We start from the raw sequence: 12,436 nt of genomic DNA, 5'->3' as shown, positions 1-12,436 counted from the left end.
CCCTCACATTTTTAGACCCAGGAGGATGGTAACCGGTGAATAAACGGTGGAGAAACGCAGGCTTGTATGCCCTGCTCGCGATAGTGGCTTTGGCCCTTGGTACAGCGTTCTTTGATCAGCCGAAGCAAACGAATACGACTTGGCGCTACAGCAAGCTCGTACAGGAAGTTCAAAGTGACAAAGTAGAAAAAATTTATATCAGCTCTGACCGCGCAACGGCTCAGGTCGTGACGGGTACGGTGGATGGCTCTAGAGTCAATGTCAATCTGCCCAATGACCCCACGTTCATTGATTTGCTGACCGACAATGATGTCGATATTGCTGTCTTACCCCAAGGTGACGAAAGCTTTATCTTTAAGGCGCTGAGCACTTTCTTGGTGCCCATCCTATTGTTAGTGGGTCTGTTCTTCCTGTTCCGTCGTGCTCAGAGTGGTCCCGGGAATCAGGCGATGAACTTTGGTAAGTCCAAAGCGCGAGTCCAGATGGAACCTCAAACTCAGGTGACGTTCGGTGATGTTGCCGGTATTGAGCAGGCAAAGCTAGAGCTGACTGAGGTTGTAGACTTCCTGAAGAACGCAGATCGGTTCACGGCCATTGGTGCCAAGATTCCCAAAGGTGTGTTGCTTGTTGGACCTCCTGGAACAGGTAAGACACTACTCGCTAAGGCGGTTGCGGGAGAAGCGGGTGTTCCTTTCTTCTCAATCTCTGGTTCTGAATTCGTAGAAATGTTTGTGGGCGTGGGTGCATCCCGAGTCCGTGACCTGTTTGAACAGGCAAAAACCAACGCTCCTTGTATTGTCTTTATTGATGAGATTGATGCTGTGGGTCGTCAGCGGGGCGCAGGTCTCGGGGGCGGTAACGATGAGCGTGAGCAAACGCTTAACCAGCTCTTGACCGAGATGGATGGTTTTGAGGGCAATACCGGTATTATCATCATCGCGGCGACTAACCGTCCTGACGTTCTAGATTCAGCCCTCATGCGCCCCGGTCGTTTTGACCGTCAGGTTGTTGTGGATCGGCCTGACTACAAAGGACGCGCTGAAATTCTTAACGTCCATGCCCGTGGCAAAACTTTGGCGAAGGATGTTGATCTAGAGCGTATTGCGCGTCGTACTCCTGGTTTCACGGGTGCTGATCTTTCTAACTTGCTGAATGAAGCAGCTATTTTGGCCGCCCGCCGCAGCTTAACTGAAATCTCAATGGATGAGGTAAATGACGCTATTGATCGCGTCCTTGCCGGTCCTGAGAAGAAGGATCGCGTCATGAGCGACAAGCGCAAGACTTTGGTGGCTTACCACGAAGCGGGACATGCTCTTGTGGGTGCGCTAATGCCTGACTATGACCCAGTGCAGAAAATCAGTATTATTCCTCGGGGACGTGCGGGTGGTCTAACTTGGTTCACACCCAACGAAGATGCGATGGACTCAGGTCTCTACAGCCGCAGCTATCTGCAAAATCAAATGGCGGTTGCCCTGGGTGGCCGAATTGCTGAAGAGCTAATCTTCGGTGAAGAAGAGGTAACAACGGGTGCCTCTAATGACCTACAGCAGGTGGCTCGAGTGGCGCGTCAGATGGTGATGCGATTTGGGATGAGCGATCGCCTCGGTCCTGTTGCTCTAGGACGATCTCAGGGCAACCCTTTCCTAGGCCGTGACATTTCATCTGATCGTGATTTCTCGGAAGAGACAGCAGCGACGATTGATGATGAGGTTCGCAATCTAGTAGAGCAAGCCTATCGTCGTGCCAAGGATGTCTTGGTCTCAAACCATTCGACTTTAGATGCGATCGCAAATCAGTTGATTGAGAAGGAAACTGTGGATTCAGAAGAACTCCAGGTTATTCTTAGCAACAACGATGTGAAGATGGCTGCGATCGCATAGTCTCTATCTCCATTCCATCGGTTGAGCATCATCGATTCAATGCGGCACTGGTCTCAGTGCCGCATTTTTAATGGAAATATGAGACGGCAGTATTACAGGTCTTGGGAATATCTTGACAGGGGTTTATCGCCTTCGTATTCTAAAAAAAGACTGATCGGTCTTAAATATGTCCAAGGGTCAAATTACTAAAGCTCGAATTTTGCATCAGGCTGCTGAACTGTTTAACCAGCAGGGCTATGCGGGTTCTTCTATGTCTGACGTTATGGATGTTACGGGGTTGAAGAAGGGAGGTATTTATAACCACTTCAAAACTAAAGATGAGCTATCTTTGGCTGCATTTGACTACGCGATCGCAACCCTAGCTCAGCACCATCGAGCCGTCCTTCGTCAGCACCACCACGCAGCCGATCGTCTTTTAGGAATCATGGCTGTCTTCAGCAGCTTTATCGATCATCCCCCCGTCGCAGGTGGCTGCCCCTTGATGAATACGGCTATCGAGGCCGACGACGCCCACCCAGCCCTGAAGGCCCGTGCCCAGCAAGCAATGACGAACCTGCGGAAACTGCTTTGCCATATCGTTGATACCGGCATTGCAAAGGGTGAGCTGCAGCCCGCTGTTGACTCAGACGTCTTCGCAACCATCCTAATCTCCACGATTGAGGGAGCGATTATGATCAGTAAACTCTACGATGACCCGGTGCATTTGGAACGTGCGATCGCACATCTCACCGACTACATTGACGAGTATCTACGTATATAGATGAGCGTTGATGTATATCGCTCAACTCCGTATATTTTTTTGATCAAAAACAGACCAATTGGTCTGTTTTATATAAGAGGAATAACGAATGCTGAAGTTCTACTACAATCCCCTATCTCCCAATGCCCGACGGGTTTGGTTAACCCTGCTAGAGAAGCAGATTTCCTTTGAGCCAATGGTGATTAAGATGGATGGCGATCAGTATGAACCCGATTTTCTCGCCATCAATCCCTTTCACCACATCCCTGTTGTCGTCGATGATGGCTTGCGGATCGTGGAATCCATAGCCATTATGGATTACCTGGAAGCCAAGTATCCGACACCGGCTCTCATGCCCGCTGAGGCAGGTGCAATCGCAACCGTCCGCATGGCTCAACTGGTGACGGCCAACGAGTTTTTCCCCAAGGTTATTCCCCTGATCTGTGAAAACAAAGACTCCCCTAAATGGCAGCAGGCCCAGCAGGAGCTTCCGCTTGCCTTCATGTCCGACCTCTTGGGAGACTCCACCTACATTGGGGGAAACATGTTCAGCTTGGGAGATATTGTGGCCGGTATTGCCATTCAGCTCACGGTTGCACTAGGAGTGCCATTGGAGTCTTATCCCAACCTGGAGCAGTGGCAGCAACGGTTGATGGATCGCGTCCCTTGGCAGTCAACTCAGATCAGTGAGCCAGACCTAGAGAACTTTAGACGTCGGGTGAAGGTGATGGTGAGACTACGGCAGCGAGCAATGCGTCAATCATAGCCACATTACTCTTCAGTCTGGGGTGTTTCTATCTGCTGAAGCAGAGCCTGGGCAGCTTGGAAATCTGGCGCGAGGGCTAGAGCGCTCTGAACATGCTGACGAGCACGCTCTAGATCGTCTTGACGCTTATAGATAATCGCTAAGTTGTAGTGGGCAAGGGCATGGGTTGAGGCAGGTGTTTCAGGCTGGTCTGGGAAGCTCAACACCTTCTGAAAAGCTTGATCTGCTTCGTCATACTGCATTAACTCAATGAATGCCAGCCCTAAATTTATATACGGCGTATCGTAATTGGGATCGAGCGAGAGAGCTTTTTGATAGGATGCGATCGCAGCTCCAATTTCTTCCTGTAGGTGCAAACTAAAGCCCAGTTCGTAGAAAGCTTCAGCAGAGTTGGGTTGTTGTTCCACGACTTTTCGCCACAGTTCTTCCGCCTCAGCATACCTTCCCGCTTGAAAGGCAGAGCGAGCCTTGTGAATCGTCTGGTTCAGAGTAGTCGAGGTCTGCGCCAGAATGGGTCGCTCCATAAAGTAGCTGCCTCCCAAGCAGCAGCATGAAACGACAGAAATAGTGATGAGCAATGGCTGCAACCAATAGCCTCCCAATCTTGAACAGAACAGAATGGTAGATATCGTTGAGACATCTAGCTCCTTAGAAACTATCCTATCGATTAGAGTTAGCTTTGTAGATGCTTGCCGCATCCGCATAAAGGCCGCGAAGCTGGTGCCGTATTTTGCAAGCTCCAGAAACCCTTAAATTTGGATGACTTCAAGGAAGCCTCCTCCTCAATAGCTCTTAAAGCCGCAAGACTCAGGAAGCGGGTGCAGAAGCACTCAGATATGTCCTAGGCACATTGTCTTTCTGGAGACTCTACTGCTTGGCTTAAATGATTCAAAATCGCCATCACCTGAGAGCGACGATCATCTGGAATAGACTGAGCCAGAGCCTTCAACGCCTCAATATGAGCTTCCATATAAGGGATCGAGTCAGGGATGCCCTCTGCAGATTCTGCCGAAGCGACGGCTCGCATGCGCTCGCTATTTTTGGCCTGAGAGAACTGCGCTTCTACGGGATGAGTCTTTCTTTTACCTTGAGGCTGCTTTAAGGCTTGGGCTTTTCCCAATTTATTCCAAAAGACATCGGGCGTTTGCAGAGCGACATGCCCCCAATCTGTAACCCAAGCATCAGCGAACCGATAGACAGCTTGGTCTTGAGGAGAAAAGCGCAGCTCTCCTGCAATTAGCTCGTTGCTTTGTAGGTCAATTAGTAAGTTCTGAATGTCTTTAATATCAACCTCAGGTATCTGCTCACAGATTTCTTCATCAATAAACCTGAGGTTTTGTGATAAGCCATCTTCTAATAAACTCAGAATCTGGAATTTTCTTAAAACAGATAGTCCCTCACTGCTTACCTGTGGCTCACAGTAACCTCTCCTGAATGAGAGAAGCCCCCTATTCTTTAAACTATCGAGATCCAAGCGACTACCTGAGATCAGCCCATAGGCATAATTTTTTGGCACGCCCTTACGATTTTTGATCGTGACGATCTCAGGGCTTTTGTTAACCCCAATAATGCCTTGAAGAATCTCGACCTGAACCTTTGTAAGCATGGATTTCCCACCAACGATCGGATGTGATAGAGATGTCTGCTTCGATACTTCTAGCAGATTCGTACTTAAGATCTGTATGTACGATGCACAAACGCCATTTTTCTCTCAGCACAGAAAATTAATTTACTTTTTATGCTCTCAAATACTGCCATCACTGATAGCTCTACTGTGGAACAATACCTCACTTAATACCTAATTTTGTGTCCTGGAATACTTAAGGTTTAAACCTATCTATTAGTAGTAACGAAATGTTAAATGAAGAATGTGGATTTTCCGTGAAGAGTGGGTTTAGAAAGCATCCTGATTGGCCGGTGAAGTCAAATGTAGAACAGGCCTAGAGCAACACCAAAGGTACAGACAGTGAATCGTGCGAGCTGAGTGATCTAAAAGCATGTCTTTTGCAACTGCTGGGGTCGCAGATCGCGCTATGGTGACGATTGAATTAGTCTGTTGAACTTATTAGGTGTGCACCATGCCGCTGCGGATGCCTCGTTTACGGTGGTTGAGTACCAGTCTTAGGTCATCAGCATCATCCTCTAGATTATCTTTGCCGCTGATGGGTTGTGGAACCTGGGCTTGGGGCAATCGACTGCTGTGGGGATACACCGAGGAAATGGATGAACAGCTCCAGGCCGTATTCAAGGAGTGTGTCAGTCGGGGGGTGACGCTCTTCGATACCGGAGATTCCTACGGTACGGGGCGGCTAAATGGTCGCAGTGAGCAGTTGTTAGGGCGCTTCGCTCAAGCCTATAAAGGCCCCAATCGAGATCAGGTCTGTATTGCAACAAAGCTTGCTGCTTATCCCTGGCGTTTGAGTCGCCGTTCGATGGTGGCTGCAGGCAACGCCTCAGCCAGACGTTTAGGTCGGCCAGTTGATTTGGTGCAAATGCACTGGTCTCCCGCTAACTATGCGCCTTGGCAAGAAGGCCCTCTGTTGGATGGCTTAGCGGATCTTTATGAGCAGGGTTTTGTCAAGGGAGTGGGTCTTTCAAACTATGGTCCTGAGAGCCTTAAGCGGGTTCAGCGTAAATTTGCGGAGCGAGGGGTTCCCATTGCGACGATGCAGGTTCAGTATTCTCTGCTGTCAACCTATCCCGTGACGACCTTGGCTGTGAAAGAGGTCTGCGATGAGTTTGGGATTCAGCTCATCGCCTATAGTCCCTTGGCCCTGGGTATTTTAACCGGAAAATATTCAGAGCAGGGACCGTTCCCAAAAGGATTGCGAGGGCAGCTTTTTCGGCAGCTTGTGCCAGGTGCGAAGCCCCTGCTGCAGACCCTGCGAGCCGTTGCCAGTGCGAAGAAGAAAACGATGGCCCAAGTGGCGCTTAACTGGTGTATTGCGAAGGGCACTATTCCTATCCCTGGTGCTAAGACCCTGGAGCAGGCGCAGCAGAATATAGGAGCTTTGGGCTGGCGTCTAGAGGCAGATGCGATCGCAGAACTGGATCAGGCCGCCGCTTCAGTGGATAAAGCAATGGTTCAAAATATCTTTCAAACACGGTAGGCTGGGCTTCACCGATACCCAGGTAGGATTAAGGCTGTAATGACTGGCCTACCCGATATGACGACTGTTTTAATCTGCGCCCTAATTTTATCGCTCTGGTCTCTACCGCTAAACTACATGCCCACGATTGCCCGATTCGCGGTTGGCGGCGTGGAATGGGGACTGAGTAATCGAGAAACGATGCCAGACATTCCACCTTGGGCTGAACGAGCAGAACGGGCTCGGAAGAATCACTTTGAAAATTTACCCATGATTCTCGTTGTTTTGCTGATTGTGCAGATTACAGAGCAGGCCAACCCCATCATCAATGGAGCTGCCGTCGGTATTGTTGCCTTGAGAATTCTGCATGGGTTCGCTTACGTTCTGGGAGTGCCGCTGTTGCGATCGCTAGCGTTTGTTGGTTCTCTGCTGTCTCTGTTTGTGATCCTGTGGCAGCTTTTCAATTGAATGAAGGTAGGAGCTAACGCGTAAAAAGGCTGTTGGATATCAACCCAACAGCCTCTTTGTTGTTCACTTTGAAGAACAGAAAGCGTTAGTAGTAAAGTGCGATGGAATGCGAGAGGAGTCGGAATGCGAAGACAGAAACGGCGGTCAAGAGATAGGCGCTGACTAGAACAAAACAAATGCCTGCGAACCACATTTGTAGGTTCTTAAACTCAATATTTCTATTCATGGTGCATAACCGAGATGAGCCAACGGTGCCATCTTATGGGCCTGGAGGGCCCAAATACGCAATTTTTAGAGTCTGTAAGATGACGTGACTTTAGTTCGCAAGTTTGCCACGTCTCTTAACAAATCAGCGTTAAGCTTTATCTAAATCTGCGGTCCCTCATGCTAGAAGACACAACACTGTTCGCTTTGTAAGCAGATATTAATATTCGCTGACAGAAAAGAGTTAAAAGGGTTCTAAGGCTTGCTGATAGCTGGTGGCACGCTGTATGGCAGCTAATGCGCGATTGTAATCTAGAATTGCCCCCACTAAGTTCCCCCTAGCCTGCGTTAAATCTGATTCTGCAGTGGTGATTTCGAGTTGAGTGCCAATACCTGCCTGGAATCGGAGGCGCGCCAAACGCAAGCCTTCTTCGGCTTGATTAACAGTATTGGATGCGGTTGAAATATTTTTGAAGTTTGACTGCAGGCTGCTGTAAGCCTGCTCGACCTCAAAACGCAAGATGTTCTTGGTATCTGAAAATTGCGTCTCAGCAATGGCAATATTTTCGTCTTCCTGAGTCGCTTGGGCTCTAGCAGAGCCACCGTCAAAGAAATTCCAAGTGACCTGTGCTCCCAACGAGTAGCCAAAGGTCCCCGACAGATCGTCCTCCAGTTGCTCTGTCGCATCCAAATTTGCGAAAGCCTGGACCTGAGGTCGAATGGTTGCTAGAGCAACTTTTCGCTGCTGTTTGGCAACCTCTCGCTCCTGTAGTAGTTGAGCGAGTTCGGGGCGGTTTTGGAGCGCTAGTTTAATACTCTTAGGTAAATTTAATGACCACTGGCCAGCCGCTTCAACCGGATCAGCAGCGGCGAGAGTTGCAACCTCTGAAACATTAAGTCGCTGCGCCAACTGACGCTGGGCGATGCGCTGAGTTGTTTCACCCTGAGTCAAGTCCTGTTGGGCATCGGCTAAGGTGACTCCGGCTTGCAAAACATCAAACAAGGTTCCCAGTCCTGCTCTTTGTAGAGCTTGGGAATCTTCGAGGCTCTTCGTTGCGTTGTTTACTGAGGCGCGAGCAACGTCTGTTAAGGCCGATGCGTCCTGAAGATTATAGTAGTCATTTGCAACATCAAGGCGAAGCTGTTCTAGCTCAACCCGCACGGCTAGCTCTGATATGCGCAACTGGGCGCGGGCGGTTCGGATAATCGCACGACGGCCACCTGATGTGAAGACATCGTATGTCAGTCCTAAGGTGCCGTTTAGACTGTTGGTTATTAAATTGCTCGCAAGTCCTTGACCTGAACTGGCAAAGGATGTGAGGGGGCTTAGGGCTGCAACACTAAGCGGGGCAGGTGGCGTCGCAGCGGTGTCAGCACTGATCTGCAGAGCCGCCAATTGTTGATCAAACGTAATTTGCTGCTGCTGATCAGGTCCCTGCTGGAGACGAGCCTGTAAATCAGCAATATCCAGCGAGAGAGCTTGTAGACTCAACGCTTGCTGCTCTGCGAATAGTCCCAAGGTTCTGAAAATGACTTCATTCTGGGCGACAATATCAACACCGATGGGCCTTGGGGTGAGGGCAAACACAGACGAATCTGTCCGAGAAACATCACCCTGAGCAAAGACGGTGGGCAAGTTCGCTGCTTTGGCTAGCTTTAAAGCCTCTTGGCTCTGCTGCAGTTGAAGTTCAGCAACACGCAAGTCCAGGTTGTTTCGCTGTGCGAGTTCCTGTGCCTGCTCTAATGTGATCGGCTGATTTAAATCAATCTCAACACTATCCGCTTTCGATGGGAGCTGCAGCTGGTCTGGGGTTGGATTGATTCTCAGTAATGGGTTCGCGGTTTCAATTGGCGCGTCGGTTGCATCGGTTGATGGCTGAGGATTGAGGAATGAATCATTGGGTTGTTTTTCCTCTGGTTGGACGGGAGGCGGATTGCGTGATGGGTCCGCGTCAGGGGGCTGCTCTGGACTGAGGAATAGATCCGGCGCCTCCTCTGCAGATGGCTGACTTCGGATTTGCCCACCATTGGAGGCTACTAGAACCAGTCCTAAACCTGTCGCAATGAGGCTGCGGCGCTTCAGTAGCATTAAAGTCCTGTATGAATTACTCAAAACATTTAGAAATTAGCGGTAGCCTAACTCAGATAATAAGAGGCATTGACTAACACTACCTAAAAATTTTACGACGCAGTGTATAGAATCCTCATTTAGGATGCAGAAAGAGGGTAGAGTCTGTCAAATTTCTCTTGAAAAATGGATTTGCGAACGATTTCCATACTTGCTTATAGGGTCAGAGGCTCATGACTAGAAAATTACCTCGGGTCTCGTTAGACCGTGATCGATGGACAGCGATAGGCCATCATGCTTTGTCAGTTCCGTTCTGGAAGGGCTTTGCTCGGGTGCTCGTACTCTGTCTTGGCATGATCTTGGCTGGGGATATTCTCTGCCATCTAATTGCGGAATCTCTGTGGTTCTCAGCGCTGGGCTATGAGCAAGTTTTCGCAAGTCAAATTACGATTCGGGTCGGACTATGGATTTTTTCTCTGGGAGCGACCGCTAGCCTTCTGGTCTTCAATTTGCGACAGGCTCGGCAACGGCAGTACCGCGAACCTGTGATGTTATCGGCCGAGCGGACAACTCTGCCGGCTCTGGTCCGGTACCTGGTTGTGGTTATTGGCTTGAGTGTGCTGATGGCCTGCGTTTTAATGCAGACTGGACAAACTGCGTTCCAATTTTGGCAGTCGTCTGCCGCTGCCCCGCCTCAGGTGCTGCTGCAGCTTTCCGTTAGTTCTCTTGTGGCTTTACTGAGGACAGCAGTACTGTGGCAGTGGGTATGCATAGGAGGCTTCACCGGATTGCTCATTGCCAATCCGAGTTTGCTCTTCGCTGCCATCAGCGTTGGCTTAAGTCTGGGGATGGGATTGATTTTTTCTAGCCACTGGACCCAGGTGTTGGCGGCTTTCCAGGCTACAAGTTTCAATCAAGTCGATCCGATTTTTGGCCGAGATATTGCTTTCTATATTTTCGCTTTGCCTGTCTTTGAACTCTTACGGTTCTGGGCAACGGCCACTTTGCTGACGAGTTTGCTGGGGGTGCTGCTGATCTATCTGCTCTCTGGGAATAGCCTCAGTCAAGGCGGAATGCCAGGGATTTCACCGCCGCAGCAGCGACATCTATATGGGTTATCGGCGGGACTAATGTTTACTCTGGCGGCGGGACTGTGGCTCGATCGATTCCAGCTTCTCTATTCGACTCAGGGCGTATTGTTCGGAGCCGGTTTCACTGATTCTCATGTTGATTTACCCGCGAGAACACTGCTGAGCTGGGGGGGAGTTGCGATCGCACTTTTTCTAACCTGGCGCACCTGCTTCTGGACCAAATCGCGTCCCCGCTACAGTCTGTTAATTATGCTGGGCTGCTACATGGGTAGCGTCCTGCTCGGTGCCGTTATCCTGCCTCAGATCGTCCAGTCCGTCATTGTGCAGCCCAATGAGCTACGGCGAGAGCAGCCCTACATTGAACGAAGCATTGCCCTGACCCGCGAAGCCTTTGATCTCGGCAGCGTAGAGACAAAAACGTTCAACCCCACCGCCAAGCTCACCCCAGAACGCCTGAAAGCGAATGACATCACCATCCGCAACATTCGGCTGTGGGATACGCGGCCCTTACTAGAAGCCAACCGCCAACTGCAGCGCATTCGTCTGTACTACGAATTTCCCGATGCCGATATTGATCGCTACACCCTCAAGGCAGAATCTAATTCGACCACAGCGACGGAAAAACGTCAGGTTCTTGTTTCAGCCCGCGAGTTAGACTACAGTGCCGTACCGCAGAAAGCCCAAACCTGGGTCAACCGACACCTCATCTATACCCACGGCTATGGCTTCACCATGAGCCCGGTCAACATTGCAGAATCTAGCGGCTTGCCCACCTACTTTGTTAAAGATATTGGCACCGAAGCCGACGCTGGAACGCTGCAGACCGCTACCAACGAAATTCGCGCAAGTATCCCAACCGATCGGCCCCGCATCTACTACGGTGAGCTGACCCGTAACTATGTGATGACCGGCACCCGCGAAAAGAACAAAGAGCTGGACTATCCTAGCGGCAACGATAACGTCTACAACACGTACGACGGTTCCGGCGGCATCGTCATGAGCTCCTACTGGCGGCGGGGCATCTTCGCGGCCTACCTAAGAGATTGGCGCATGTTGTTTAGCCGCAACTTCACAACAGAAACCCGCGTTCTATTTCGCCGCCAACTTGAATCTCGAGTCCAAACCATTGCGCCTTTCTTACAGCTTGATCGAGAGCCGTACTTGGTGGCAGCCAACGGAATGCCGCCCAGCGATACCGTCCAACAGCCCGGCACGCTGTACTGGATGATTGATGCCTATACAACAAGCCATCTTTTCCCCTATTCCGATCCGGGAGAAGAGTCGTTCAACTACATTCGCAACTCTGTGAAGGTGGTTGTGGATGCCTATAACGGCAACGTAACGCTCTACAGCATTGATGAGACCGATCCCATTCTGCGGACTTGGCAACAGGTTTTTCCGGGACTATTTCAGCCCTTCAGCACCATGCCGCCGGCTTTGCGCAGCCATATTCGCTATCCCGTTGATTTATTTCGGGCTCAGTCTCACAGCCTACTGACCTATCACATGACTGACCCACAGGTTTTTTACAACCGCGAAGATCAGTGGCGAATTCCCAATGAGATCTACGGCGAAAAGTCACAGCAGGTACAGCCCTACTACTTGACGATGAAGCTACCTGAGGCTGAGAGCGAAGAATTTATTCTGCTGTCGCCTTTTACGCCGGTCGGACGCAACAATCTGATTGCCTGGATGGCGGCTCGCTCAGATGGAGACAGTTACGGTCGGCGGCTGCTCTATCAGTTTCCGAAGCGAGAGCTGGTGTTTGGTCCTGAGCAGATTGAGGCGCTCATTAACCAAGATCCGATTATTTCACAGCAGATTTCACTCTGGGATACTCAAGGATCGGGGGTCATCCAGGGAAATCTGCTGATTGTGCCCATTGATAACTCACTACTGTACGTGGAGCCGCTGTATTTAGAAGCCGAAGAAACCAGCGTCCCCATTTTGGCCCGGGTAATTGTGGTGTATGAGAACCAAATTGTGATGGCCAAGACACTAGATCAGGCCCTCAACGGCATCTTTAGCCCCTCAGATCAAAGTGCTGATGCGATCGTGCGTCCGGTGGAAGACCTTTTGCCCCTCAGGAATGATTCTGAGTAAGGGACAGATGTGAGTGGTTCCAAGAGGC

10 protein-coding genes are annotated in these 12,436 nt (G+C 50.3%); 6 read left to right on the top strand and 4 right to left on the bottom strand.

Going from position 1 to position 12,436, the window contains the following annotated elements:
* Positions 1–35: 35 nt before the first annotated feature.
* The 3 genes from ftsH3 to C1752_RS20755 all read left to right on the top strand — a co-directional run bounded on the left by ftsH3 (position 36) and on the right by C1752_RS20755 (position 3,385).
* Complete coding sequence (gene ftsH3, locus C1752_RS20765; RefSeq protein ID WP_110987970.1) at positions 36–1,880, top strand: ATP-dependent zinc metalloprotease FtsH3; 1,845 nt, start codon at positions 36–38, stop codon at positions 1,878–1,880.
* Positions 1,881–2,046: 166 nt separating this feature from the next.
* Complete coding sequence (locus C1752_RS20760; RefSeq protein ID WP_110987969.1) at positions 2,047–2,640, top strand: TetR/AcrR family transcriptional regulator; 594 nt, start codon at positions 2,047–2,049, stop codon at positions 2,638–2,640.
* Positions 2,641–2,728: 88 nt separating this feature from the next.
* Complete coding sequence (locus C1752_RS20755; RefSeq protein ID WP_110987968.1) at positions 2,729–3,385, top strand: glutathione S-transferase family protein; 657 nt, start codon at positions 2,729–2,731, stop codon at positions 3,383–3,385.
* 5 nt (positions 3,386–3,390) lie between these two features.
* On the opposite strand, the gene C1752_RS20750 is transcribed toward C1752_RS20755, so the two are convergent.
* Both C1752_RS20750 and C1752_RS20745 read right to left on the bottom strand, forming a co-directional pair.
* The gene (locus C1752_RS20750; RefSeq protein WP_158535154.1) at positions 3,391–3,909 is read right to left on the bottom strand and encodes a tetratricopeptide repeat protein; all 519 of its coding nucleotides are present in this window, start codon (positions 3,907–3,909) and stop codon (positions 3,391–3,393) included.
* A gap of 317 nt (positions 3,910–4,226) precedes the next feature.
* Positions 4,227–4,991 (bottom strand): hypothetical protein, encoded by a 765-nt coding sequence (locus C1752_RS20745; RefSeq protein WP_110987966.1) that lies wholly within the window; start codon positions 4,989–4,991, stop codon positions 4,227–4,229.
* Positions 4,992–5,475: 484 nt separating this feature from the next.
* Here C1752_RS20745 and C1752_RS20740 point away from each other — a divergent pair, with 484 nt between their 5' ends.
* Positions 5,476–6,495 (top strand): aldo/keto reductase, encoded by a 1,020-nt coding sequence (locus C1752_RS20740; RefSeq protein WP_110988008.1) that lies wholly within the window; start codon positions 5,476–5,478, stop codon positions 6,493–6,495.
* Positions 6,496–6,552: 57 nt separating this feature from the next.
* Positions 6,553–6,942, top strand: coding sequence for an MAPEG family protein (locus C1752_RS20735; RefSeq protein WP_110988007.1), 390 nt, complete (start codon positions 6,553–6,555; stop codon positions 6,940–6,942).
* Between the two features lie 85 nt (positions 6,943–7,027).
* Here C1752_RS20735 and C1752_RS28540 read toward each other — a convergent pair whose 3' ends face one another.
* Both C1752_RS28540 and C1752_RS20730 read right to left on the bottom strand, forming a co-directional pair.
* Entirely contained in the window at positions 7,028–7,168 is a 141-nt protein-coding gene (locus C1752_RS28540; RefSeq protein WP_158535153.1) for a hypothetical protein, read from the bottom strand.
* Positions 7,169–7,390: 222 nt separating this feature from the next.
* Positions 7,391–9,235 (bottom strand): TolC family protein, encoded by a 1,845-nt coding sequence (locus C1752_RS20730; protein WP_110987965.1) that lies wholly within the window; start codon positions 9,233–9,235, stop codon positions 7,391–7,393.
* Positions 9,236–9,447: 212 nt separating this feature from the next.
* Here C1752_RS20730 and C1752_RS20725 point away from each other — a divergent pair, with 212 nt between their 5' ends.
* A complete protein-coding gene (locus tag C1752_RS20725) occupies positions 9,448–12,408 on the top strand; it encodes a UPF0182 family protein (protein ID WP_110987964.1) in 2,961 nt (986 codons plus the stop codon).
* The last annotated feature ends 28 nt before the right edge of the window (positions 12,409–12,436 follow it).

Origin of the sequence: Acaryochloris thomasi RCC1774 (assembly GCF_003231495.1) — a bacterium.
In the GTDB taxonomy this organism is placed as follows: Bacteria; Cyanobacteriota; Cyanobacteriia; order Thermosynechococcales; family Thermosynechococcaceae; genus RCC1774.
The sequence above is the reverse complement of the archived record's forward strand: the minus strand, read 5'-3'. Positions and strand labels throughout refer to the sequence as shown.

Bases quoted from the DNA above. Each gene is read 5' to 3' on its own strand.
- C1752_RS20760 (WP_110987969.1), top strand. From the start codon at position 2,047: ATGTCCAAGGGTCAAATTACTAAAGCTCGAATTTTGCATCAGGCTGCT.
- C1752_RS20755 (WP_110987968.1), top strand. From the start codon at position 2,729: ATGCTGAAGTTCTACTACAATCCCCTATCTCCCAATGCCCGACGGGTT.
- C1752_RS20750 (WP_158535154.1), bottom strand. From the start codon at position 3,909: ATGGAGCGACCCATTCTGGCGCAGACCTCGACTACTCTGAACCAGACG.
- C1752_RS20745 (WP_110987966.1), bottom strand. From the start codon at position 4,991: ATGCTTACAAAGGTTCAGGTCGAGATTCTTCAAGGCATTATTGGGGTT.
- C1752_RS20740 (WP_110988008.1), top strand. From the start codon at position 5,476: ATGCCTCGTTTACGGTGGTTGAGTACCAGTCTTAGGTCATCAGCATCA.
- C1752_RS20735 (WP_110988007.1), top strand. From the start codon at position 6,553: ATGACGACTGTTTTAATCTGCGCCCTAATTTTATCGCTCTGGTCTCTA.
- C1752_RS28540 (WP_158535153.1), bottom strand. From the start codon at position 7,168: ATGAATAGAAATATTGAGTTTAAGAACCTACAAATGTGGTTCGCAGGC.
- C1752_RS20730 (WP_110987965.1), bottom strand. From the start codon at position 9,235: ATGCTACTGAAGCGCCGCAGCCTCATTGCGACAGGTTTAGGACTGGTT.
- C1752_RS20725 (WP_110987964.1), top strand. From the start codon at position 9,448: ATGACTAGAAAATTACCTCGGGTCTCGTTAGACCGTGATCGATGGACA.